Genomic DNA, 23,198 nt, shown 5'->3' with positions numbered 1-23,198 from the left:
GGAGTGGTAGTTCAGTTGGTTAGAATACCGGCCTGTCACGCCGGGGGTCGCGGGTTCGAGTCCCGTCCACTCCGCCACTTGTTATTTCCTCAATAGCAAGCTTATAAAATCCTTGGTTAAATAATTTTATAAATTACCCTTTGGCTATCAGCTATCAGCTATCAGCTATCAGCTATCAGCTATCAGCTATCAGCTATCAGTCATAATTTACACGTAAACCGTAGTAGATTTGAATTAAAAACTCATAGCTTAATTTTTAGTTTAGTTCATAGCTTTACGTGTTATCAGAATTCAAATTGTCCTTTAAAGTAGTTTATATGGCTTGAGGATAAGTCATAGCGCCGCAGATGTAAAAAGCTTATCTTTATAGTGAAGTGTTAGAGAGGGACGCTGTTGATGACACAGGCTTTTTCAGGGCTTCTGATACTGTTGCACTTTGCTAAAAGATTTATCGCTATTAGAAAGCGACGTTACTTTCCCGTTAGTGTTGTTTTAAAGCTGTGGTGATGGGTTTTGTTTCTCATAAAAGTTTACCTATAATATCACGCTTACTTATAGGGATATTTTATGATTGAAGTGATTGGCTTAAATAAGCAGTTTGTTACCAACGTGGTTTATCGTGATTACAATAAAGTGTTTAGCAGCCAAAAAATATGCATCGAAGCACCTAATGGCCAAGGGAAAACAACTCTATTGATGATGTTAGCGGGGCTTGAAACTTACGAAAGTGGTGAGTTTTTGTTTTCTGGAAACGCGTTAACCGAACCACATAAGCAAGTTGCTATAGCCTCTGACAGTATTGCTTTACCCGACTTTTTAACAGCAAAGCAAATAATTAACTTATCCTCAAATACATTTTGCTGTTGTTGGCCAACAGCTATAGTCGATGGGTTTAATTTTAATGAATTTCTAAATACACGCTTTGACGCTCTATCATCAGGTAACCAAAAGAAGTGCCAGTTAATTTTAGCACTTATGCGTGATGCACCGTATTTACTGTTAGATGAACCCAGTGCAGCGCTTGATCAAGCGAGTATTGAGTATTTATTAATTTTACTTGATGAATATTTAGTAAATAAGCCACAAGGTCAAATAATTATCACTTGTCACGAGCCCGAGCCTTTTTTACTGCATGGCTTTGAGTGTATGCCTTTATGATTGCAAATTTAAAACAATCAATTGGCCAATACCGCTCTTTTATGGATTATCGTTTTCTGGCATACAAGACTGAACTTACACAATTATTATTACAACTGAAAAGCTTTGGGGTGTTATTTTTAGTGGTGTTGGGCTCGTCAGTGTTGGGTTTGATATTGCTACTTTTTTTAGGGCTTGGAAAAATTATTGATAGTAGTGATGCACCTCAATATGGTGCGCAAATGGCTTGGCTGTATTTGCTGCTACAAAGTGTAATGTTAAGCGCAATGAAGACTGCAATAAAAAACTCAGCCCAACGAGCGTTTCAACAGACATTGGTAAAGCGGTATTGGCTTGGTTTGATGGATATAAAGCTTTTGCTGTTAAGTAATGGCTGGTTGATTGCAAGCCTTGTTATTACAATTGACCTGAGCATAAACCAGTGGCTTAGGGTGCCGCATTTTTTGGTGTTTTTACTATTACAATTTACGCTCGGCATTTTATGCTTATACAAGCCAATAGCGCTTGTTTATGGATTTTTGTTATCTGCAATGTGGCTAATGTTACCGTTTGATGTAAGTCCACTGACTTATCAGTGTGGCTTTGTGCTGTTATTTACCTTAAGCACCTTAATGGTACCTTTTAATTTTGCAGCTAAGTTAGAGCTAAGCTCACTTACAGGCTTTTGGCTAATGTTTTTTATACACAACAGCTGGACTTTGATTTGGCGAGGTGCTTTATTGTTGTGCGTATTTATGGCATTTGAGGTACTACTACAAGAGCGCGCTAATTTAGCTGATATATTCAGTATTTTGTCACTTGCTTTTGTGGTGTTGTTTAGTAGTTCATTACAATTTGATTGTAGTCATCTACATCAACAATATAGTGTGTTTTTTAAAATGCAGAATAAGCAAACAGCATTTTTTATTGGCCAATTTGTTCCTAGTTTAATTGTGCTCTTACTTTCGCTTATTGGTTTTTTTGCTTTATTCAACCAAGCAAGTGGCTTGTTGCTATTAACTGGCATTATTTGGTGCGCACTCCAACAAGCTATCGTGCAAAAAAAACCAGCGCATTACGCGCTGGTTTGGATGATCACAACAGGCGGACTGTTGGCTGCGTTAACCTAACGGGTTAAGCTGCATCTGCTTTGCTGTCTTCACTTTTACGTGCGGCTTTGCCTGCTAATAAATCAGCTGGGTCAAAGTCATCAACGTTAATCACATCTAAGCGGGCTTTTTCAACAGCGGCTAATTTATCAGCTTCTGCTTGGCTTAATATGCCAGCTTCAAGGCCCATTTGCGCTACTTTATCAAGTTGGAAGAATGGCAGTTTAAGGCCTTTTTCTTTACATACTCGTTCAAATAACGGCTCTACAGCCAGTACGTCTTTAAGTGTTTGCTCTTGACGGCCAACTAGGTTTAGTGGCTCATCTTTTAAGTAAACATAGCTTGCTAAACGGTTACGCGTTTCGCTAGGTACTTGAAGTAGTTGTGCTAGTTTATGCTCAAGTTTGTCGGTAGGTTTACGAACCGGGCGACCAAACGGGAATAACAATACTTTTAATACGCCACGTAATGGGGCAGAGGGCATGTTATTGATTAAATCAGCAAGGGCACGTTGGCAGTGGTAAAGATGATCCTGACAGCTCCATTTTACTAGGGCTAAATCTTCTTGTTTACGGCCTTCATCGTTATAACGCTTAAGCGTTGCAGACACTAAATATAAGTAGCTTAGTAAGTCACCTAAACGTGCTGAAATACGTTCTTTACGTTTAAGCGAGCCACCAAATACCGCCATGCTAATGTCAGACATAAGCGCAAGCGATGCACTAAAGCGTGATGCTATACGGTAAAACTCTGCGGTGTCGTCTTTGTACGGTACGCTAGTAAAACGTGCACCACTAAGCGCAAGCCACTTAGTACGTACAAGGTTCGACATTGTAAAGCCAATGTGGCCCATTAGCGCTTTATCAAATACGTTAAGCGCTTCTTCGCGGTCTTCAATTTCACAAGCACCAAGCTCGGTTAGTACAAATGGATGACAGCGAATTGCACCTTGACCATAAATAATCATATTACGGGTCAAGATGTTGGCACCTTCTACTGTTATAGCAATAGGGGCACCTTGATAGCCACGACCTAAATAGTTATTTGGCCCAAGCATAATCCCTTTACCGCCAAGTACGTCCATTGCATGAATGGTCGACTCGCGCATTTGCTCGGTAAGGTGGTATTTAATAATAGCTGAAACAACCGATGGCTTTTCACCTAAATCTACCGCACCCGTTGACATACTAACTGCTGCATCTGAGCTGTAAGCGTAACCTGCAAGTTTAGCCAGTGACTCTTCAACACCTTCCATTTTACCAATTGGTAAACGGAACTGACGACGAATACGGCTGTATGCACCTGTTGCTACGGCAATTGTTTTAATGCCACCGGCAGAGTTTGATGGCAATGTAATTGCACGGCCAACCGATAAACATTCAACCAGCATGCGCCAGCCTTGGCCAGCCATTTCTGGGCCACCAATAATGTAATCAAGGGGTACAAAAATATCTTTACCGCGAGTCGGGCCATTTTGAAATGGTACGTTAAGCGGGAAGTGGCGACGACCAATTTCAACACCTGGCGTGTTAGTTGGAATAAGTGCACAGGTAATGCCTGGCTCTTTGTTGTCGCTTAGTAAACCATCTGGATCTTGTAGTTTAAAGGCAAGACCAAGTACTGTAGCCACTGGTGCAAGAGTAATGTAACGCTTGTTCCAGGTAAGGCTGATACCTACTACTTCTTCACCGTTCCATTGCCCTTTACACACAACACCGTAATCAGGAATTGAGCTTGCGTCAGAGCCTGCTTCTGGCGAAGTTAATGCAAAACATGGAATTTCTTGGCCTTGGGCTAAGCGCGGTAAATAATGATTTTTTTGATCTTCAGTACCGTAGTGCTGTAGTAATTCACCTGGGCCTAACGAGTTAGGTACACCTACAATTGACGATAGCAAGGTCGATTTACTGGTTAACTTTTGCAGAACACATGATTGTGCAAACGCAGAAAACTCTAAACCGCCGTATTCTTTTTTGATGATCATGGCAAAGAATTTATTATCTTTTAGATATTGCCATACATCTTGCGGTAAATCGGTAAGCTCGTGTGTTGCTTCCCAATCATCTAGCATGCTACATACTACTTCTACAGGGCCATCAATAAAGGCTTGCTCTTCAATAGTCAGCTTTGGTACTGGGTATTGGTGTAGCTTTTTCCAATCTGGGTTACCACAAAATAAATCAGCTTCCCACCACGTAGTACCGGCATCGATTGCTGACTTTTCAGTGTCAGACATGTTTGGCGTTACTTTTTTAAAGGTAGTAAAAATCGGCTTGATTATATATTGCTGACGAATGCCAGTAACAGAAAGAGGAACTGCGATGATCAAAAAGATCAACCAGCTAATTAAACCAAAAGCACCTGCAAAGGTACCAATTAATAATGTTGCGGCAGAAACACCAAGTGCTGTGTTCCAACTCGCTCTGTGGTAAACCGCGATGCTGAGCAGTGCGATTAAACCGAGTGTAAATATGAGTGTCATTGCTTATTCCTTAATAGAGGTCAGACCACCTTAGTTAGAGTAGCGCTAGTGAGCGTAAGTTTCAAGTACATTACAGCGTTAAATTAACGACAAACTAGCTATTATGCTTATCATTATTCCCTTTATAAGGAACGAGCATGCATCACTGCTGTGTTTAATTCAATCACAGCGATTATTTAAGCGCTAAAAATCAGTAAATCAGCTAGCCAAAAAAGTTTTTTTAAGTAAGTATGTCTGTTGTAGCGCACAGCAAAGTACAGCGCTATTTATACGTATTTTTTAAGGGTTAGTTTATTAATGTGTGAATTACTTGGCATGTCAGCCAACGTACCTACGGATATTTGTTTTAGTTTTTCAGGTTTATTAGAGCGCGGTGGTAATACTGGCCCGCATAAAGATGGCTGGGGTATCACGTTTTACGAGGGTAAAGGGTGTAGAACCTTTAAAGATCCTGAGCCAAGCTATCAATCAGAAATCGCCAAGCTAGTAAAAGCCTACCCCATTAAAAGTGTGTCGGTAATTAGCCATATTCGCCAAGGAAACCGTGGCCGAGTGTGCCTTGAAAATACCCATCCGTTTACCCGTGAGCTTTGGGGACGCGAAATTACCTATGCACATAATGGCCAGTTATCTAACTATCACGATTTAAAACCACAATATTATCGCCCTGTGGGCAACACCGACAGTGAGCTGGCGTTTTGTTGGTTGCTAGATAAAATTCGTGAAAAATACCCAAAACGCCCCTCTAATATGGCCTCTGTATTTAGATACGCGGCTAAGCTTTCGCATACGCTACGTGAAAAGGGCGTATTTAATATGTTATTGACCGATGGCGTATTTGTATTGGCGTACTGCACGAATAACTTACACTACATAACCCGCCGAGCACCATTTGGTAAAGCAACGTTAATTGATGCCGATATGGTAGTTGATTTTAACGAAGAAACCACCCCAAACGATGTAGTAACAGTAATAGCTACACGGCCATTAACCAACGACGAACGCTGGCAAAAAATGCAGCCAGGGGAGTTTGCGTTATTTAAAATGGGCGAACTAATTTAGTTAAATAGCCTAAAAGCAAACACAAAAAAACGCGATATAAAATCGCGTTTTTGTGTTTGCTATCACCGTGTTTACGGCGCTTCTGATCTTACTTCGCTGCTCTCACTTACTGGAGTAGAAACAGGCTGGGTAACGGTAAATGAATTCATTTGTACTTCAAACTGCTCCATGCCTTTTTCGCCTTTCCACATACGTACAAGCATGTAGTCCATTTCTGGTGCAAACCAGGCAAGGGCTTGGCGTTTATCGTTATCGTATAAACGTTTTACTTTTATAGCTTCTACGTTACCAATTGGCAGCGAAATCATTTCTTTGCCAACCACTTCAAAGTTGTAGTCGCGGCGATTGCCTTTTTTATCAATAAGCGGAAACGAAAAATAAGTTTCGCCTTTTTTTAAGCCTTCGCGTACTTGTACTTGATACGAAATAGCATCTTGAAATTCGTCAGTCCATTCGCACTTTAGCGGGTATTCGCTAGTACTACTGGTGACCACTTTATTTTGTGTATCAAAGTCTATTTTATAATCTTTATCTGGGCCGGTGCCGGTACGCACCATATTGTAATGATGAGGAGTGACTTTGTTATCTAAAAAAGTAAATACTGAGGTTTCTTCTCGCTTGTCAGAGAAAATCATCCACTCAATATTGCTGTGATAAGTAAGTTGATATGTTTGCTCGCCAACTTTTTTAAGTTCGCGTACTGCCTCGCCATGATTTTTACCTTTGCGTAAAATATCGTAGCTGGCTTGATACTCTGTTAGTTCGCCTGCAATTAGGCTAGTAGGAAGTAAAGCGCCCACACATAACAGCAGGGCACTTATTTTTTTATTGTGGGTAGTGCGCGCCGTGTGCAGGAAGTTGTTTTTCGTCAAGAACTGCATAATCTGCTTCCATAGTAAGTCTGTGTTCACTGAACCACTTGACCACCAAAGGATAAATTATATGCTCTTGTTCGTGCACGCGTTTAGCTAATGTTTCTGCTGTATCATCCTTGAGTACAGGTATTTGCGCCTGAAGAATAACGGGACCGCCGTCTAACTCTTCAGTTACAAAATGAACACTTACGCCATGAACATCGTCTTTTGCATCAATTGCTCTTTGGTGGGTATTCAGCCCCTGATACTTAGGCAACAAAGATGGATGAATGTTCAACATTTTTCCAACATATTTTTGCACTAAGCTAGGAGTAAGAATACGCATAAACCCAGCTAATACAACTAGATTTGGCATAAAAGAGTCAATAACGTTCATTAATTGCGCATCATAGGCCTCGCGCGAGTCAAAATCTTTGTGACTGAGCACTTTTGTAGCAATACCTGCTTGTTTTGCACGCTCAAGGCCGTAAGCGTCTGCTTTGTTACTTATAACAGCCGCTATGTGTCCGTTTATTTCGCCGCGTTCGCAGGCATCAATAATGGCTTGTAAATTAGAACCACTACCCGATATTAATACCACTAAGCGAATGGGTGCCATTACTTAGCACCACCTACAATTTCTACTTGCTCTTCGCCGGCAACAGCATCTTGAATTTCACCAAGGTGCCATGCGTTTTCGCCAAGCTCTTTTAAAATGCTTAAGCTTTGCTCTAGCGCATCGCCTGGTACTACTAATACCATGCCTACACCACAGTTAAATGTACGGTACATTTCGTGCGTAGTAATATTGCCGTTTTCTTGTAACCAGTTAAAAACGGTTGGCCACTGCCAGCTATCGCCTTTAACTACTGCTTTTGCAGAATCAGGTAATACACGCGGAATGTTTTCCCAAAAGCCGCCGCCAGTAATATGCGATAGGGCATGCACGTCTACTTGCTTAAATAGCTCAAGTAAAGGTTTAACGTAAATACGGGTTGGCTCTAGTAAGTGCTCGCCTAGTGTTTTGCCGTCAATAACTTGGTTCGTATCGGCGTTTGATACTTCAAGCACTTTACGAATTAAAGAAAAGCCGTTTGAGTGCGGACCGCTAGAGGCAAGGGCAATAAGTTGATCGCCGGCTGCTACTTTTGTGCCATCAATAATTTTAGATTTTTCTACTACACCGGTACAAAAACCGGCCATGTCGTAGTCTTCACCATCGTACATACCTGGCATTTCAGCTGTTTCGCCGCCAATCAGGGCACAGCCAGAAATCTCACAGCCTTTACCAATACCGGTTACTACATCGGCCGCTGTGTCTACATCTAGTTTACCTGTTGCATAGTAATCTAGAAAAAACAGGGGTTCAGCGCCTTGTACTATTAAATCGTTTACACACATTGCAACTAAGTCAATACCTACAGTGTCGTGTTTTTTTAAGTCGATAGCTAAACGTAGTTTAGTACCTACACCGTCAGTACCTGCTACTAGTACTGGCTGTTTGTAACCTTCTGGAATTTCGCAAAGAGCGCCAAAACCACCAATTCCGCCCATTACTTCTGGACGACGCGTTTTTTTAACTACGCCTTTAATACGCTCAACAAGTGCATTACCAGCGTCGATATCTACGCCCGCATCTTTATAGCTTAATGACTGTTTTTGTTCGCTCACAGGTTTTCCTCAAATAATTGCTTGGGGTTGCTTTTCGATAGCTTAGAAACGCGCGTATTTTACAACAATTGCAACTGCGCGGCTAGCTCAAATATAGTTTTGAAATAATTAACAAGGACACTTGTCCGCTGTCTGTTGTTTAAATAAACAAAAAAACGCCCGCAGGCGTTTTTTTAGTAATTAAAGTCGTTAAATTAACAGCTATGCTTTTGCAGTTAAAATAGCTCTAAGTGGTGCAGGGTAACCTTCAATGGTTTTACTGGTATCGTTTGGGTCTAAAAAATCAACTAACGATTCGTTTTCCATCCAGTCGGTCCTGCGTTGCTCATCAAGCGTGGTAATTGCGCAATCTTTTATTTGCACATCTTTAAAGCCAACGCGCTCCATCCACAGTTTTAGTGCAGCAGTACTTGGAATAAACCAAACGTTGCGCATTTTTGCGTAGCGGTCGGTAGGTACCAGTACGGTGTTTTCATCGCCTTCAATTACTAACGTTTCTAGTACGAGTTCGCCACCTGGGCGAAGCTGCGCTTTTAACTGCGCTAAAAAATCGATAGGCGAGCGGCGGTGATACAGCACCCCCATAGAAAACACCGTATCAAACGCTTTAAGCTCGGGTAGTGCTTCTACACCTAATGGTAATAAATGCACGTTTTCGTCTGGGTTGTAATGTTTAATGGCCTGAAATTGACACAAAAATAAATCAGAAGGGTCAATACCCACTACAAATTCAGCGCCTTCACCGCGCATACGCCATAAGTGATAGCCAGAGCCACAGCCTATATCTAATACTGTGCGGCCTTTTAATGGCTCAATATGAGGAAGTAGGCGGTCCCACTTCCAATCGCTGCGCCACTCAGTGTTTATTTCAATACCGTGTACAGTAAAGGGGCCTTTGCGCCATGGCATCATGCGTTTTAATAAATGCGTGGCTTGTTTTTGCTCGCCTTCGCTCATCTCCCCCGGTGCGCCAATTTCTACTTTAGTGGCGATATCAACGTGGGTTGTTTTTACTTCTGGCAAATTTTTAAGTACTTTTTGCCATTTTGGTAAATCGCCATGGCTTGCCTCGTTTTGCCAATGCTTTAATTGAGCGGGCAGGGTTTCTAGCCAGTGGCTAAGCGGGCTTTGTGCAATTGCTGCGTAAAATTGGTTAAACCATTGAGACATAAGTCACTCTCTTTATTTAATTGCTACCATTGAGCAAAAATTAAAACATTGATACCACACCTGCGTTTGGCTAAAACCAATGTCGCTTAAACGATTAAAGTGAGTGCTTAGCGTATCGGGGCGCATCACGTTTTCAATGGCAGTACGTTTTTGGCTTATTTCAAGCTCTGAGTAGCCATTGTGGCGTTTAAAGTCGTGGTGCAAATCAATTAATAAATTATCGCACTGCTCGTTTTCGGCTTTAATTTTTTCGCTAAGGAGCAGTACGCCACCGGGTTTTAAGTTAGCGTAAATTTTTTCAAGCACGGCTTGGCGCTGTAATGGCGGAATAAATTGCAAGGTAAAATTCATGGCCACTACCGACGCATTTTGAATCTCAAGCTCGTTAATATCGCCTAAAGTTACTGTAACAGGCACGTCTGACTTAAAGCCTTGTAAATGAACCTTACAACGCTCAACCATAGCTTGTGAGTTATCTACAGCAATAATGTGGCAGTTATCGGTGCGAATATTACGGCGCATGCTTAGGGTAACCGCACCAAGCGAGCAGCCTAAATCGTAAAGGTTTGAATTACTTTGCGCATATTCACCGGCCAATTTACCCATAGTGCTTACAATGGTGGCGTACCCAGGCACAGAGCGCTGGATCATATCCGGAAAAACCTCAACCACATTTTGGTCAAAGCTAAAATCTTTTACTTGTTGCTCAGAGGCGTAAATACTGTCTTTTATACTCACTAAGGCAGTCTCTTTAAAAATAATGGCACTATTTTAACATTTTATACTGGATAGTCAGTGATAAATTCAGTAGCTTGGCTAGAATTATGAATAATAAGTATAAAAGAGAACGTTAAATGAGCAAAAGTAAGGTAATTAGCACAGACGATATATTAGCAACCCTATGTCATTCAGTGACGGGTGTTCTGTCATCAGCCAGCGGTAACGAAATTAGCTACTCGGCTATGGTGCAAAAAATAACGCGCACCTGTATGCGTCCAGACATTGGCTGTTTTGTATTATTTGATGGTGGCTTTACAGGGCTGGTAGTCACTAATTTTACAGCGCAAGCGGCAATGGAAATTTACGGCGATTACATGCGCAATATGGGCATGCCTGAAGAAGAAATTGCCCACAGTCATTTATCGGATGACGTTTCAAATGTAATGGGCGAGCTGATGAACCAAATTGTTGGTGACTTCACTTCTAAAGTGCGTGAGCAGTTACATACCTCTATTACGCAAAACCAGCCAAAAATGATGGCGATTAATAAACAAGTGCAAATATCGGTTGATACCACTATGGATCGCCCACAAGCACGCCGCGTAACCTTTACTACGCGCAACCAAAATATTTTTTACCTAGAGCTGGCAATGGATAAAACAGAGTTTATTAAACTACATGACTTTGACATTGTAGAAGCGATAGACCCTGATGACATTATCGAAAACGAAGCTAAGCAAAAGGCCGAAAAAGCAAAAGCTAAGTCAAAAGAAGCAGAACAAGATGATGCCGATGATGACTTTATGGCTGAGCTAGGGCTGTAATGTAGGTTGGGTTGAGCGAAGCGAAACCCAACGTGCTTTTGAGCTGTCAGTTTTAAGCTATCAGTGAGTTATTAAAAAACGCGATTTAGTATCGCGTTTTTTATTTAATAAATTCAGCTTATCACCTCTTTGTTAAATCACTCATTAACGTTGATATTGGGATGTAATAAAGGATTGAAAATCCATACCAAGTGAGTTGAGCCCAATATACGATTTCGCTAATATCATTTAAAAAATTAAGCCCGATATAAAGAGTTAAAGATAAAAACGAAAAGATGAAAATTTGTACTTGTTTAGTGCTGAATTTATCTTTGTTTTTGTTTTTATCTGGTACATCAAATGTTTTTGCTAGCAATTGCCCCCATAGTATTGACGTTGCTAAAGCAAAATCCGAAAGTTTAATAAAACCAATGAAATCGCCTTGGAGTACTTTAAGTAATAAAAGCACAAAAAATGGTAAAGCTATAAATAAAGCTTCCTTTTTTGCACTCTCATAATTTATCTTACCCATCACTTAAATCCAATTCAGTTTGTTTAACTTCTTCTTGTGGTATTACTCGTATAACTTTAATAATTTCACATTCGATAGATGTCGTTTGTCGGTGATTATTGACTTTCTTAGTAGTTTTAATATCGGCTAAAAGTCCATCGCCAGGCCAAAGTTGTGCATCTTTATCATGATTCCTCCAGCTTTCGAACCAAACCTCATCCGTCATTTTAGCTGAAAACTTTTTAGGTTTTCTTGAATTACTTTCTAAGTCCCAATTTAGACCAAAAACATAAGAAGGGCGTCGAATAACTACAACCTCTCGACATGGTAAAGTCATTTCTACATTTTCGAAAATCTGTGATGCAGGTCGAGGACATGAAAAATCATCTGAAATATCAACAAATTTCTTCATTTTCCCAAACTGTGCTTTATCCTCTTCAGAGAGTAGATTCAACGCGTTATCTATTTTGTGGAGAGCTTCAGCGATTTCGAATAAATTTAGATTTGATTCACAAGTAAACTCTTCTAAATCAAGTCCATTAGCGGCTATTTGAGAATAAATTTTCTCAGCAAATAATTTAACGTCAGATTCAGAGTCAATCTTTTTTGCTACTGCAATTTCTTCTTCGAGGCCTCTATAAATTGCATCGCAGATAGATTCAAAGTTGACCCCCCTGACTTTATCAATGACGTTATGTTTGATATCGGCAATTACAGATCCTTTCCGTGTTTCTGAAAGTGCGGAACTAAACTCTATTTTTGTGCCAAAGCCTAGTAGTATCGTTGAGTGTAGTTTATCAAAACCTTCAACAAGTAAACCCATAGAGTTGAAGACTCTTTCGGGGTTGCTTACATTACGAGCAAAATCTATTCTAAGAGAGTAACTAGGGGGCATTAGATAATTCCTTTTTTAATGTGTAACTTATACTACTTAATAGATAGATATTTGTCACAGCTAAAATCAGCTAAACATAAGGATTCTCTCCCATTGCCACCACCACACAAAAAATCCTCAAATCTAACTCTAACTGATGGTATTGCGGCTCCATATGGCAGCACAATTTATAAAAGCTCTTGTTGTGGTCTTTTTCTTTAAAGTGGGCGAGTTCGTGTACGACTAGCGCTTTTAACAGTGGCTCAGGTGCGCGCAGTAAATCGCTGTTTATGGCTAAATCGTGCTTACGGGTTTTACCTTGCATGCGGTAGGTGTGAGTACCGAGTGCGTTGGTTACCATATCCCCTTGTTTTTTAAATGCAGCGCGGCCAAACGGTGGGGCGTTTTTTAAATACTGCTTTTTTAAATCAGTGGCGTAGCTGTAAAGTAGTTTGTCGGTGGTGATGGTGTGCGTATGTGGGTATTTTTTAAGTAAGTAGTCACATACCTTGTTGTTATTTATAAGGCTTAATACTTGCTCAACAATGTTAGCTGGGTAGCCGGTAAAGTAACGTGCGTATTCACTCATTTTTGTTCTCTATTTAAAAAAGCGTTGGCTGGTGGGCTTCTTTTTCGCCACTGAATGGATTTAATACCGGGTGATTATACCCTAGGTCTTCACAAAACTGCCTAGCAAGGAGTGGAGATTCACGGTTATCGGCAGTATGAAAAAACACATACGGGGATTTACCCTCATCAAGCCATTGTTTTACTTTATTGAGCCAGGGTTTATAAAAGGGTTTATAGTCGTTTTGTAAATCGGCTATTACAAAGCGCGCCATCGGCTGCGAGCCAGTAGCTATTGCATGTACCGGTAAGTGGGGCTTTTTTTGTTGTGCATCTATTAAAGCCTCGGTGGTGGGCTTTACTGCAAAAAGCGCACGGGTATCCATAGAAATACGGTTTATATTATTTGCCATTAATAGCTGATTAAGAGCAATCTCGGCCTCACCTTTTTTAAAAAAATCACTATGGCGTACTTCTACGCCGTAATTTAGCTCTTTGGGGAGCAAGCTAATAAATTGCGTTAATTTAGGTAAATCGTTTGGACCAAACGCTTTGGGTAATTGCAGCATTATTTGCCCTGTTTTTTCAAGTATTGGGGTAAATAACGTAAGCCAGTCATTAAGTTCTGTTTGAACATTACTAAGCGCAAGCTCGTGGCTAAAGCGACGATGAAACTTAAACGTAAATTTAAAGTCCTCGGGTACGCTTTGAGCCCAGCGTAAAACAGTGCTTGGCGCTGGGTCTGCGTAAAAGCTGGTATTGCCTTCAACTGAGTTAAAATGCTGGGCATATTGGCTTAGCATATCGGCATTTTTACATTGGCGGGTAAATAAGTTGCCTTTCCAGGCGCTGCTCGACCACTGAGGGCATCCAATATATAACATAAAAAGGGTGGCTTAATGACTTCGTGGCGTAAGTGTACCAAATACATACGGTGCTTGCTGCAAATTCAACCACCAACGTTCAACATGCCCTAGCATCTTGATACTACTTGGGTATAATGCAGGGCTTAATTTGATTATTTTTAGATTGCTAGCGGCTTTATTTGTATTGTGGTGACCAGTTTTTTAAATCACACGCCTTAAAACAAATAAATATAACCGTTTAAGCCTTTTATCTGACAGGAAAACTATGCGCTCTATATATTGCGGACAGCTAAATAAAACTCACGTAGATCAAGAAGTTGAACTATGTGGCTGGATCAACAAACGACGTGACCTTGGTGGACTTATCTTTGTCGATTTACGCGATAGAGAAGGGTTAGTACAAGTTGTATTCGATCCAGAGGTTGAAGGACTAATGGATAACGCTAACAAACTTCGCCAAGAGTTTTGTGTGCAGTTAAAAGGGGTTGTACGTGCGCGCCCAGAAAGCCAAGTAAATAAAGACATGGCAACAGGCGAAGTGGAAATTTTAGGTACCGAGCTAACTATTATTAATCGCTCTGAGCCGCTACCGCTTGATTTTAATCAAACCAATTCAGAAGAGCGCCGCTTAAAGTACCGCTACTTAGATTTACGCCGCCTTGAAATGAGCGACCGTATTAAACTGCGCGCTAAAGCAAGCAGCTTTGTTCGTCGCTTTTTAGATGACAATGGCTTTTTAGACATTGAAACACCTGTACTTACAAAAGCAACACCAGAAGGTGCACGCGATTACTTAGTACCAAGCCGTGTTCATAAAGGTAGCTTTTATGCATTACCACAGTCACCACAGTTGTTTAAGCAATTGTTGATGATGTCGGGTTTTGACCGTTACTACCAAATTGTTAAATGTTTCCGTGATGAAGATTTACGTGCCGATCGCCAACCTGAATTTACCCAAATAGATTTAGAAACCTCGTTCATGAGCTCTGATCAAGTACGTGGTATGACTGAAAAAATGATCCGTGAAATGTGGCAATCATTATTAAACGTTGATTTAGGCGATTTCCCAATTATGCCTTACAGCGAAGCAATGAGCCTTTACGGTTCTGATAAGCCAGACTTACGTAACCCAATGAAGCTTGTTGATGTAGCTGATTTAGTAAAAGACGTAGAGTTTAACGTATTTTCAGGCCCAGCTAATGACGAAAAAGGCCGCGTTGCTGTATTAACAGTACCGGGTGGCGCTAAGCTTTCGCGTAAGCAACTTGACGATTACACTAAGTTTATTGGCATTTACGGCGCTAAAGGTATGGCGTGGATGAAAGTAAACGACCGCGATGCAGGCGCTGAAGGCGTTCAATCTCCAGTGGCTAAGTTTTTAAACGAAGAGGTAATTACCCAGTTACTTGAACGCACTAACGCACAAACGGGCGACATTATTTTATTCGGTGCCGATAAACGCAACGTTGTAAACGAAGCAATGGGCGCGCTTCGCTTGAAGATTGGTGTTGATTTAGAAATCACTAACCTTGATAGCTGGGCGCCACTTTGGGTTGTTGACTTCCCAATGTTTGAAGAAGATGACGAAGGCACGTTACATGCTGTGCATCATCCATTCACAGCACCAAAAGATATTAGCGCAGAAGAGCTTGAAGCAAACCCAGCAGCGGCTATTTCAGATGCTTACGATATGGTATTAAACGGCTACGAAGTAGGTGGCGGTTCGGTACGTATTCATAATGCTGATATGCAAGAAGCAGCATTTAGAATTTTAGGTATTGATGCGCAAGAACAACAAGATAAGTTTGGCTTTTTACTTGATGCCCTTAAATACGGCACACCACCACATGCTGGTTTAGCCTTTGGTCTTGACCGTTTAGTTATGCTTTTATGTGGTACCGATAACATTCGTGACGTTATTGCATTCCCTAAAACCACTCAAGCATCGTGCTTATTAACCGATGCACCTAGCAAAGCTAATAGCGACTCGTTAACTGAGCTTGCAATCAGTGTGGTAGAAAAAGCAATTCCTAGCGAAGAGTAATACCGCGCGCAACAAATGCGCTTAGCTAGATTTAAAAACCCTTAGGAGTATGCCTAGGGGTTTTTTTATGGTTAAATTTAAAGCAGTTCATATCAATCGTGTTAAGTTATTAGTCTATTTAGCACGCTAGAATAGTTAAATATTCAAGTTGCTTGGTATCAAATATTATTCAATAGAGAGGGAGTTCTTATGTCGTTTAATCTCACATTATTTGGTGAATTTTTAGCTTTTTTTATTTTGTTTTGCATTCCAATTTTTGCGCTGATTAGCTATAAAATAGGTAAACGCAAAAGCACCATGCCGGGCGTTTTAGCTTTTGTGGGCGGATGCTTAGCGGTATTTCCGCTCTTTGGCTTAATTTTTATCGCCTTATTAGCGCTTAAACAAGACTTGCCAAAAACCAGCCCTTATGCCCATTAAACAACCCTAAATACGGACACGTAGTCACAGTGCCAATTTCTAATAATAACTATTATTGCGATCAGCAATTTAGTGCCTTACAGCTAGCAAAACACACACTCGAAAACACAGAGTTTGAAGCGTGTACGTTTATAGATTGCGACTTATCTCAGGGGCAATTTAAAGCGTGTCGATTTATAGAGTGCAGCTTTGAGCATTGCAATTTATCGAGCATTGAATGGGGATACAGCTCGCTTGAAAATGTAAGCTTTAGCCATTGTAAGTTAAACAGCGTGCAATGGAGCAATGCTGATTGGGGAGCCCTAAGTATAAATGCGCCGGTGAGCTTTAATAGCTGTGAGCTTAGTAACTGCTCTTTTTATGAATTAACTTTAAAATCACTAAAATTAATTCACTGCTTTGCAAAAAATGTTGATTTTAGACATGCCAATTTAAAGCAAAGTACATTTACAGGAAGTAATTTTCGCGATAGTGAATTTTTTCAAACCACTTTAACTGAGTGTGACTTTGTAGGGGCTACAGAATTTAATATAGATTTAAACAGTAATGCGTTAGCGGGTGCTAAGTTTGAGCGCTTTGAAGCTCTTAATTTACTTACAAGCCTTAATATTGAGCTTTGCGATTAATATGTGAGGAGCGTTTAGAAGCTGCATATTGCAAGCCTCTAAACAATGAATAACCTTTAATAAGATTAAACAGTGGCCTGTAGCTTGGTATTAACAGCTAGGGCCATTTTTATTACGTGCGTTTGCCAATGTGCGGGCAATTTCAAGCAGTGCAGGGGTGATGTCATAAGCGCCGTCTTTGATTAATTTGGTTACATCGCCTGATGAATATAAGCTATCGCGCGGCGACTTGATACCAAGTTCGCGCACAAAGTCTTTTGTTTTACCTGTGCTGCCTGTTTCAATAAATTTAAAAATAATACGCTCGTTGTTACTTTTTGGCTCGGCCTGTAACACGGCAATTTCTTCTTTATAGGCTTCTATTCGACTTTGCAAAATGTCGATACGTTGTTCAATAGTGCTGTATGATTTCATGGGGTACTTTTCTAAATTAACTAAAAATAATAGCCGTATTATCGCATACATTAGCAATGGCGCGCGCTAACCTTTATAGTAAAAGTTATTTTTATTTAAAAACAATAATTTATATAAGTTAAAACATGCATAAAACAATAAAAAAGTTACTAACATTAAGTGCATTTAGCCTAACCGCGAGTTTAATATCACCATTAAGCTTTGCTGATGATGTAATAGTGGATCAAAGCCGCAATCGGACCATCCCTATAAATATCACATACCCCAATGAGAGTAATCAATGCAGCGTACACGCAAAGTGCCCTGTAGCATTTGTAAATGCAGGCTACGGCATTAGCCACAATGACTACACGTTTGCGAGTAAGCTATTTAATGCACAGGGTTATTTAAGCATTGCAGTCGCACATGAGCTAAAAACCGACCCTGCGCTTAATCGCATACAGCCTTATTTAACCACCCGCATGGAAAACTGGCATCGCGGTGTAGTTACCCTTAAATTTTTAGTTAATCAGCTAAGTGCTCAATACCCTGAGTATAACTTTTCTCAGCTCACGTTATTTGGCCACTCAAACGGCGGCGATATATCTGCTTTATATGCTTCAATTTACCCAAATGAAGTAAGCCAACTAATTACCCTCGATCACCGACGCATGTTGATCCCACGTAATAAAAACATACGCGTGCTTACACTGCGTGGTAGCGATTACCCAGCCGATGCGAATGTTTTATTAAATGAAACAGAGCTAAAAAACTTCCCTGTTAGCCAAGTAATGATTGAAAAATCGCGCCATAACGATATGTACGACGGCGGGCCAAAATGGCTGGTACAGAGAATAAGTAAAGAAATGCAGGCGTTTTTAAATTAACAAAAATTTGTAGAGCTTTATTTTAGGGCCTGTTGACCTTTCAGGGTTATAATTTGTTCAATCTAGGGGCCATTTAATCACGGCGCGAGGTTTGTAACCTAGTGGGCTCGATAACTGCTCCTGCGTTATTCTAATGACTTACATCCCTGTAAGAATAAGTAAAAACCGAGTAACAAAGAGTAAATGGCCCCTAGGCAGAACCCTTTGGGCAGCGCCTGTTTGGCATTTATACGTCGTTATCGCCTATTTATGGGGGAACAACCACACTACATATGCTCTGCCTTGCCTAAATACCAAACAGACTGCTGCAAATTCAACCTCGAAAGGTAAACAGGCCCTAGTAAATAGCGCAGCCACAGCTGCGCTATTTTTGTTTTAGTTACTCAACTAATTCACTTACTACAATTGGGCTGTTATGCAGGGTTTTATGCACTGGGCATTTGTCGGCTATTTCTAGCAGGCGTTGGCGCTGTGCTTCGGTTAAGTCGCCGCGTAGGGTAATTTTACGGGTAATGGCCTCTAGGTTTTGGGTGCATTCGCCGTTGTCGCAATCTTTGTAATAGTCGCGGGTGTGTTCAAGTTCTACTTTTATATGATCAAGCGGCAGCTTTTTTAAGGTTGCATACATACGCAGTGTCATTGAGGTACACGCGCCTAGGCCTGCGAGTATATGGTCGTAAGGATCGGGGCCTAAATTACTGCCACCTACCTTTAACGGCTCATCGGCAAGCCATGTATGATCTTTAGTACTTACGTGCTGAGTAAATATATGATCTTTTTCTTCAACCAGTACTTTGCCGTTTTCTAATTTTGCGCTGTAGTTGCTTTGCTCATATTTAACGTAGCGGTTTGCCCAATTAGCAATAAGCGTAGCAGCGTACTCGGCATCGTTTTTATTACTCAGTAAGTGGTCGGCGTTATCGAGGCTAATAAAGCTTTTTGGGTGTTTGGCTGATGCATAAATTTTCTCGGCTTCTGAAATATTAACCGTGGCATCAACAGGGGAATGCATAACTAAAAGTGCGCGTTTTAATTTACCTATATGGCTACGGTCGTACTTTGCGATGTCCTCTACAAATTGTTTTTTTATGGTAAATTCGCGCCCAGCTAAGCTAACTTTAGCTTCACCTGCGGCGTTTATTTCGTCTAAATGGGCTTCAAAGTTATGTGCAACGTGTTGCGCATCTGAAGGAGCGCCAATTGTTGTAATAGCCGATACCTCAGGAATATGCTCTGCAGCAGCCAGTACGGCAGCGCCGCCTAAGCTGTGGCCAATTAATAACTGCGGCGCATCAAAGTAAGTACGCAGGTGATCGGCTGCGGCCACTAAATCTTGAATATTTGATGAGAAGTTACTGTTTGCAAAGTCGCCGTCGCTATTGCCAAGGCCGGTAAAGTCAAAGCGCAGTACGGCAATACCCTGTTGGGTAAGGGCGCGGCTTATGCGCGTAGCGGCAGCAATATCTTTACCACAGGTAAAGCAGTGTGCAAATAAAGCATAAAACTTTACATCGCCGGCTGGGCGTTCAAGCTGGCCTGCAAGTTCTAAATCGCCGCTTTTAAAAGATACTTTTTGTCGCATAGAAGAGCCTTAGTGTTTCATTAAAATACGTTACAATAATAGATAAGATATAAGCACTAACTAGTGTAATTTCAATGTTTATTATGCTTTGATCTTGATCAAGTAAACTGCTTACTATTTCATCGTGAGGACATTTGTCCTTATGTTTTTTGGGTGGTTTGTCTATCCTCGCACAGCGCTATAATGAAGGTTTTGCTACTTTATATTGGCTAATTAGCTATATTTTAAAGCAGCTCACTTCTAACAACCTATTCACTGGAACGTACAATGCAATTACCTACTGTTGATTATAAAGCTCCCGATGCGGCTGCTCACTTTGTTGAATCGTTAAGAAACACCGGTTTTGGTGTATTAAAAAATCACCCAATCCCGCAATCTTTAGTTGAGTCTATTTACGAAAAATGGCAAGACTTTTTTAATTCAGAGCAAAAGCACGACTTTTTATTTTCTAAAGAAACGCAAGACGGTTATTTCCCGCCTTCTGTATCTGAGGTAGCTAAAGGCTTTACAGTAAAAGACATTAAAGAGTACTTTCATGTTTACCCTAAAGGTCGCGTGCCTGCTGAGCTTGAAGCCGACGTACGTGAGTACTACCGCTTAGCTAACGAATTTGCAGCAACGCTTTTAAGCTGGGTTCAAGCAGAGGCACCAGCCGATGTACGTGCTAAGTTTTCTATCGATTTAAAAGACATGATTGCTGATTCTGAGCAAACATTGTTACGCATTTTACATTACCCGCCAATGACAGGTGATGAAGAGCCAGGTGCAATTCGCGCTGCAGCACATGGTGACATTAACTTATTAACTGTATTACCTGCATCGAACGAGCCAGGCCTGCAAGTTCAAAAAACTGATGGCGGTTGGTTAGATGTGCCATGTGACTTTGGTAGCTTAATTATTAATATTGGTGACATGTTACAAGAAGCGTCGGGCGGGTACTTCCCATCGACTATTCACCGTGTAATTAACCCAACGGGTAAAGCGTCGACTAAGTCGCGTATTTCTTTACCGCTGTTTTTACACCCACGTCCTGATGTTGTGCTTTCTGAGCGTTACACTGCAGACAGCTACCTACAAGAGCGTTTACGCGAGCTAGGTGTTAAATAACGTTATATTTATTGAGTTAAATATAAACCAAAAGCGGCTTTTAGCCGCTTTTGTTGTTTTTAAGCAAGGTTATACCAATCCGCAATAATGTTGAATCATTTTTAGGGGCTAAACGTGTCGCTATCTGCGTTAAAAAATTCTCATTTATGACTATATGGATGCAGAAGGTAGAGCAATGCAGGAGCAATTGCCGAGAACAACTAAATAACGAATTTATTGTCTAGCTATCAACACGTTTATCTATTCTCAAAATAGATCACTTAATTAAGCGGATTGGTATTAATTTTTTGGGTAAGTTTGTTTCATTATTAAAACCGACTCAGCAATTATTTGCTCAAGTATAGCTAAATCGATATTTTCCAATTTTGTCACGTACAAACAGCTTTTACCTAGGCTATGTTTACCAAGCTTATTTAATAATGCCGCTATTTTGGGGTGATCAAAGCCAGGCATAATATAAATAGAAAGCTTAGTTTTGCGTGGTGAAAACCCTGTGATTGGCCATTCACCTGTGCGGCCGGAGTCGTACCTATAGCTGTATTGGTCATACCCTATAATATCTTTACCCCATACAACAGGCTTTGCCCCTGTGACTTTTTCAAACAGGGTTAGTAAGGTCTGTGTGTCTTCAATACGCTTTGAATCTATACTTTCTAGGCATTGCTTAAGTGTTATTTGGTTTGCTTTAGTTTTTAATGTCATAGCGTTGATTTGTATTGTTATTAGCTACTCTAAGGTTAGCACTTAATTTGCTAAGTGAATATTTCCATGCATTTCTAAGTTAGTTGCGTATAATGCGCCCTTGGCCGGTTTGGCCTTTATTTTATTGAGAGATTTTATGAGTTTTGATGGTTTAGGTTTATCACAGTCTTTAGTTAACGCGGTTTTAGAAAAGGGCTATGAAACGCCAACGCCTATTCAGGCTCAAGCAATTCCTGCAATTATTGAACGTCGCGATGTGATGGCGGCTGCACAAACAGGCACAGGTAAAACCGCCGGTTTTACGTTACCGCTAATTGAGCTGTTATCTAAAGGCAGTAAAGCAAAAAGTAACCACGTACGTGCCCTTATTTTAACGCCTACGCGTGAGCTGGCTTTGCAGGTAAGCGAAAACGTTGAAGAATACGCTAAGCACTCTGATGTAAGTTCGTTTGTAGTGTACGGCGGCGTAAAAATAAACCCACAAATGCAGCGCCTTCGTAAAGGGGTTGATATTTTAGTGGCCACGCCTGGGCGTTTAATCGATTTACACAATCAAAACGCGGTTAAATTTGATAATGTTGAAGTGCTGGTACTTGATGAAGCCGACCGCATGCTTGATATGGGCTTTATTCACGACATTAAACGCCTGATTGCTAAAATGCCGCCTAAACGCCAAAACTTAATGTTTTCGGCAACGTTTTCAGATGATATTCGAGCATTAGCAAAAGGGTTAATTAACGACCCTGTTGAAATATCAGTTGCGGCAAAAAACACCACTGCTAAAAGCGTAACGCAAAGCGTTTACGCTGTTGATAAATCGCGTAAAACCGCATTACTTAGCCATTTAATTCGTAGCAACGATTGGCAACAAGTATTAGTGTTTAGCCGTACCAAGCACGGTGCAAACCGTTTAGTTAAACAGCTTGAGCGCGACGACATAGTAGGCGCCGCTATTCATGGTAATAAATCACAAGGCGCTCGTGTTAAAGCATTAGATGGCTTTAAAAGTGGCGAAGTACGCGTACTAGTAGCGACTGATATTGTGGCACGTGGCCTTGATATTGTTGAGCTTCCGCATGTGGTTAACTACGACTTACCAAACGTATACGAAGATTACGTTCACCGTATTGGCCGTACCGGTCGTGCTGGAGCATCAGGGCATGCTATTTCGTTTGTAACAGCCGATGATGCCGCTGATTTATACGGTATTGAACGTTTTATTGGTGAGCTAATCCCTCGCGCTGAAGAGCCTGGATTTGAACCAACTAGCCCAGTACCTGAGCGCGCATTAGATGCTCGCCCAATTAAACCTAAAAAGCCTAAAAAAGCAAAGCAGCCGTTTAACAAGCCTAAGTCTGATAAGCCGAACAGCAAAAAACCAAACAATGGGGGAAGCGGTACAGGCCCTCGTCGTGGTGGTTCTAAAAAACCAGCAGCCAAAACCGATGACAACGCACAAAGCCCATGGGCAAAGCGCCAATCGGTAGGTGGTAATGGCCAGCGCCGTCGTCGCCCAAATAACGATTAATCATTATTAAAGATTGTATTGGCCTTTAATTAAACGCCAATACAAAAAAACGCGCTACCTTTTTAATAGAAGTAGCGCGTTTT

Annotated in this window: 23 protein-coding genes and 1 tRNA gene; 11 read left to right on the top strand and 13 right to left on the bottom strand. The window is 41.0% G+C overall.

What is annotated here, in order from left to right; genetic code table 11:
- The 3 genes from MTF64_RS07005 to MTF64_RS06995 all read left to right on the top strand — a co-directional run bounded on the left by MTF64_RS07005 (nt 1) and on the right by MTF64_RS06995 (nt 2,267).
- A tRNA-Asp gene (locus MTF64_RS07005) sits at nt 1-77 on the top strand.
- 490 nt (nt 78-567) lie between these two features.
- Nucleotides 568-1,158 (top strand): ATP-binding cassette domain-containing protein, encoded by a 591-nt coding sequence (locus MTF64_RS07000; protein WP_248450994.1) that lies wholly within the window; start codon nt 568-570, stop codon nt 1,156-1,158.
- Nucleotides 1,155-2,267, top strand: coding sequence for a DUF6136 family protein (locus MTF64_RS06995; protein WP_248450993.1), 1,113 nt, complete (start codon nt 1,155-1,157; stop codon nt 2,265-2,267). The genes MTF64_RS07000 and MTF64_RS06995 overlap by 4 nt, the downstream gene beginning before the upstream one ends.
- A gap of 4 nt (nt 2,268-2,271) precedes the next feature.
- Here MTF64_RS06995 and fadE read toward each other — a convergent pair whose 3' ends face one another.
- The gene (gene fadE / locus MTF64_RS06990) at nt 2,272-4,728 is read right to left on the bottom strand and encodes an acyl-CoA dehydrogenase FadE (RefSeq protein ID WP_248450992.1); all 2,457 of its coding nucleotides are present in this window, start codon (nt 4,726-4,728) and stop codon (nt 2,272-2,274) included.
- A gap of 297 nt (nt 4,729-5,025) precedes the next feature.
- Here fadE and MTF64_RS06985 point away from each other — a divergent pair, with 297 nt between their 5' ends.
- Entirely contained in the window at nt 5,026-5,790 is a 765-nt protein-coding gene (locus MTF64_RS06985; RefSeq protein ID WP_004587229.1) for a class II glutamine amidotransferase, read from the top strand.
- 71 nt (nt 5,791-5,861) lie between these two features.
- Here MTF64_RS06985 and MTF64_RS06980 read toward each other — a convergent pair whose 3' ends face one another.
- The 5 genes from MTF64_RS06980 to cmoA form a co-directional block, all read right to left on the bottom strand.
- Nucleotides 5,862-6,599 (bottom strand): DUF3108 domain-containing protein, encoded by a 738-nt coding sequence (locus MTF64_RS06980; protein ID WP_029772580.1) that lies wholly within the window; start codon nt 6,597-6,599, stop codon nt 5,862-5,864.
- A 16-nt stretch (nt 6,600-6,615) separates the two neighbouring features.
- Nucleotides 6,616-7,263 carry a phosphoribosylglycinamide formyltransferase gene (gene purN, locus MTF64_RS06975; RefSeq protein ID WP_004588939.1) on the bottom strand — a complete coding sequence of 216 codons (648 nt, stop codon included), beginning with the start codon at nt 7,261-7,263 and terminating at the stop codon, nt 6,616-6,618.
- Nucleotides 7,263-8,315, bottom strand: a complete 1,053-nt coding sequence (gene purM / locus MTF64_RS06970; RefSeq protein WP_029772582.1) for a phosphoribosylformylglycinamidine cyclo-ligase — start codon at nt 8,313-8,315, stop codon at nt 7,263-7,265. Before purM ends, purN begins: the two co-directional genes overlap by 1 nt.
- 201 nt (nt 8,316-8,516) lie before the next feature.
- Complete coding sequence (cmoB, locus tag MTF64_RS06965; RefSeq protein ID WP_054982276.1) at nt 8,517-9,485, bottom strand: tRNA 5-methoxyuridine(34)/uridine 5-oxyacetic acid(34) synthase CmoB; 969 nt, start codon at nt 9,483-9,485, stop codon at nt 8,517-8,519.
- Between the two features lie 12 nt (nt 9,486-9,497).
- Nucleotides 9,498-10,223: a carboxy-S-adenosyl-L-methionine synthase CmoA gene (cmoA, locus tag MTF64_RS06960; protein WP_004588942.1), complete on the bottom strand. Its 726-nt coding sequence runs from the start codon at nt 10,221-10,223 to the stop codon at nt 9,498-9,500.
- A gap of 116 nt (nt 10,224-10,339) precedes the next feature.
- On the opposite strand from cmoA, the gene MTF64_RS06955 reads away from it, so the two are divergent.
- Nucleotides 10,340-11,029, top strand: coding sequence for a DUF3334 family protein (locus MTF64_RS06955; protein ID WP_004588943.1), 690 nt, complete (start codon nt 10,340-10,342; stop codon nt 11,027-11,029).
- Nucleotides 11,030-11,150: 121 nt separating this feature from the next.
- On the opposite strand, the gene MTF64_RS06950 is transcribed toward MTF64_RS06955, so the two are convergent.
- The 4 genes from MTF64_RS06950 to MTF64_RS06935 form a co-directional block, all read right to left on the bottom strand.
- Nucleotides 11,151-11,543: a hypothetical protein gene (locus MTF64_RS06950; RefSeq protein ID WP_212750829.1), complete on the bottom strand. Its 393-nt coding sequence runs from the start codon at nt 11,541-11,543 to the stop codon at nt 11,151-11,153.
- A complete protein-coding gene (locus MTF64_RS06945; protein WP_248450991.1) occupies nt 11,533-12,342 on the bottom strand; it encodes a hypothetical protein in 810 nt (269 codons plus the stop codon). The genes MTF64_RS06950 and MTF64_RS06945 overlap by 11 nt, the downstream gene beginning before the upstream one ends.
- Before the next feature lie 142 nt (nt 12,343-12,484).
- Entirely contained in the window at nt 12,485-12,982 is a 498-nt protein-coding gene (locus MTF64_RS06940) for a YgjP-like metallopeptidase domain-containing protein (protein ID WP_248450990.1), read from the bottom strand.
- Between the two features lie 13 nt (nt 12,983-12,995).
- Entirely contained in the window at nt 12,996-13,844 is an 849-nt protein-coding gene (locus tag MTF64_RS06935; protein WP_248450989.1) for a DUF72 domain-containing protein, read from the bottom strand.
- Nucleotides 13,845-14,091: 247 nt separating this feature from the next.
- Between MTF64_RS06935 and aspS the strand changes: the two genes are divergently transcribed.
- The 3 genes from aspS to MTF64_RS06920 all read left to right on the top strand — a co-directional run bounded on the left by aspS (nt 14,092) and on the right by MTF64_RS06920 (nt 16,916).
- Nucleotides 14,092-15,870 carry an aspartate--tRNA ligase gene (gene aspS / locus MTF64_RS06930; protein WP_029772588.1) on the top strand — a complete coding sequence of 593 codons (1,779 nt, stop codon included), beginning with the start codon at nt 14,092-14,094 and terminating at the stop codon, nt 15,868-15,870.
- A gap of 189 nt (nt 15,871-16,059) precedes the next feature.
- A complete protein-coding gene (locus tag MTF64_RS06925) occupies nt 16,060-16,290 on the top strand; it encodes a hypothetical protein (RefSeq protein ID WP_024033669.1) in 231 nt (76 codons plus the stop codon).
- A 29-nt stretch (nt 16,291-16,319) separates the two neighbouring features.
- A complete protein-coding gene (locus MTF64_RS06920) occupies nt 16,320-16,916 on the top strand; it encodes a pentapeptide repeat-containing protein (RefSeq protein ID WP_248450988.1) in 597 nt (198 codons plus the stop codon).
- A 90-nt stretch (nt 16,917-17,006) separates the two neighbouring features.
- Here the strand turns inward: MTF64_RS06920 and MTF64_RS06915 are convergent, their stop codons facing one another.
- Entirely contained in the window at nt 17,007-17,330 is a 324-nt protein-coding gene (locus MTF64_RS06915; RefSeq protein ID WP_248450987.1) for a hypothetical protein, read from the bottom strand.
- Between the two features lie 125 nt (nt 17,331-17,455).
- Between MTF64_RS06915 and MTF64_RS06910 the strand changes: the two genes are divergently transcribed.
- Nucleotides 17,456-18,196, top strand: coding sequence for an alpha/beta hydrolase (locus MTF64_RS06910; RefSeq protein WP_248450986.1), 741 nt, complete (start codon nt 17,456-17,458; stop codon nt 18,194-18,196).
- 379 nt (nt 18,197-18,575) lie between these two features.
- Here the strand turns inward: MTF64_RS06910 and MTF64_RS06905 are convergent, their stop codons facing one another.
- Nucleotides 18,576-19,778: a bifunctional alpha/beta hydrolase/OsmC family protein gene (locus MTF64_RS06905; RefSeq protein ID WP_064386443.1), complete on the bottom strand. Its 1,203-nt coding sequence runs from the start codon at nt 19,776-19,778 to the stop codon at nt 18,576-18,578.
- Nucleotides 19,779-20,045: 267 nt separating this feature from the next.
- Here MTF64_RS06905 and MTF64_RS06900 point away from each other — a divergent pair, with 267 nt between their 5' ends.
- Nucleotides 20,046-20,885 (top strand): 2OG-Fe(II) oxygenase family protein, encoded by an 840-nt coding sequence (locus tag MTF64_RS06900; RefSeq protein WP_004589526.1) that lies wholly within the window; start codon nt 20,046-20,048, stop codon nt 20,883-20,885.
- Nucleotides 20,886-21,164: 279 nt separating this feature from the next.
- Here the strand turns inward: MTF64_RS06900 and MTF64_RS06895 are convergent, their stop codons facing one another.
- Nucleotides 21,165-21,587, bottom strand: a complete 423-nt coding sequence (locus tag MTF64_RS06895) for a DUF1801 domain-containing protein (RefSeq protein ID WP_121637266.1) — start codon at nt 21,585-21,587, stop codon at nt 21,165-21,167.
- A gap of 136 nt (nt 21,588-21,723) precedes the next feature.
- Between MTF64_RS06895 and MTF64_RS06890 the strand changes: the two genes are divergently transcribed.
- Nucleotides 21,724-23,115, top strand: coding sequence for a DEAD/DEAH box helicase (locus MTF64_RS06890; RefSeq protein WP_248450985.1), 1,392 nt, complete (start codon nt 21,724-21,726; stop codon nt 23,113-23,115).
- The last annotated feature ends 83 nt before the right edge of the window (nt 23,116-23,198 follow it).

The organism is Pseudoalteromonas sp. 2CM41L (genome assembly GCF_023161905.1).
Taxonomy (GTDB): Bacteria; Pseudomonadota; Gammaproteobacteria; order Enterobacterales; family Alteromonadaceae; genus Pseudoalteromonas; species Pseudoalteromonas atlantica.
Note: the sequence above shows the minus strand (reverse complement) of the source record. Positions and strands in the feature narration are given on the sequence as shown.

What these genes read in the sequence shown, in the direction of transcription:
- fadE (WP_248450992.1), bottom strand. Translation starts at nt 4,728, where the DNA reads ATGACACTCATATTTACACTCGGTTTAATCGCACTGCTCAGCATCGCG.
- MTF64_RS06935 (WP_248450989.1), bottom strand. Translation starts at nt 13,844, where the DNA reads ATGTTATATATTGGATGCCCTCAGTGGTCGAGCAGCGCCTGGAAAGGC.
- aspS (WP_029772588.1), top strand. Translation starts at nt 14,092, where the DNA reads ATGCGCTCTATATATTGCGGACAGCTAAATAAAACTCACGTAGATCAA.
- MTF64_RS06940 (WP_248450990.1), bottom strand. Translation starts at nt 12,982, where the DNA reads ATGAGTGAATACGCACGTTACTTTACCGGCTACCCAGCTAACATTGTT.
- MTF64_RS07000 (WP_248450994.1), top strand. Translation starts at nt 568, where the DNA reads ATGATTGAAGTGATTGGCTTAAATAAGCAGTTTGTTACCAACGTGGTT.
- MTF64_RS06895 (WP_121637266.1), bottom strand. Translation starts at nt 21,587, where the DNA reads ATGACATTAAAAACTAAAGCAAACCAAATAACACTTAAGCAATGCCTA.
- MTF64_RS06925 (WP_024033669.1), top strand. Translation starts at nt 16,060, where the DNA reads ATGTCGTTTAATCTCACATTATTTGGTGAATTTTTAGCTTTTTTTATT.
- MTF64_RS06985 (WP_004587229.1), top strand. Translation starts at nt 5,026, where the DNA reads ATGTGTGAATTACTTGGCATGTCAGCCAACGTACCTACGGATATTTGT.
- MTF64_RS06905 (WP_064386443.1), bottom strand. Translation starts at nt 19,778, where the DNA reads ATGCGACAAAAAGTATCTTTTAAAAGCGGCGATTTAGAACTTGCAGGC.
- cmoB (WP_054982276.1), bottom strand. Translation starts at nt 9,485, where the DNA reads ATGTCTCAATGGTTTAACCAATTTTACGCAGCAATTGCACAAAGCCCG.
- MTF64_RS06945 (WP_248450991.1), bottom strand. Translation starts at nt 12,342, where the DNA reads ATGGGTTTACTTGTTGAAGGTTTTGATAAACTACACTCAACGATACTA.
- MTF64_RS06915 (WP_248450987.1), bottom strand. Translation starts at nt 17,330, where the DNA reads ATGAAATCATACAGCACTATTGAACAACGTATCGACATTTTGCAAAGT.
- MTF64_RS06900 (WP_004589526.1), top strand. Translation starts at nt 20,046, where the DNA reads ATGCAATTACCTACTGTTGATTATAAAGCTCCCGATGCGGCTGCTCAC.
- purN (WP_004588939.1), bottom strand. Translation starts at nt 7,263, where the DNA reads ATGGCACCCATTCGCTTAGTGGTATTAATATCGGGTAGTGGTTCTAAT.
- MTF64_RS06955 (WP_004588943.1), top strand. Translation starts at nt 10,340, where the DNA reads ATGAGCAAAAGTAAGGTAATTAGCACAGACGATATATTAGCAACCCTA.
- MTF64_RS06995 (WP_248450993.1), top strand. Translation starts at nt 1,155, where the DNA reads ATGATTGCAAATTTAAAACAATCAATTGGCCAATACCGCTCTTTTATG.
- MTF64_RS06910 (WP_248450986.1), top strand. Translation starts at nt 17,456, where the DNA reads ATGCATAAAACAATAAAAAAGTTACTAACATTAAGTGCATTTAGCCTA.
- MTF64_RS06890 (WP_248450985.1), top strand. Translation starts at nt 21,724, where the DNA reads ATGAGTTTTGATGGTTTAGGTTTATCACAGTCTTTAGTTAACGCGGTT.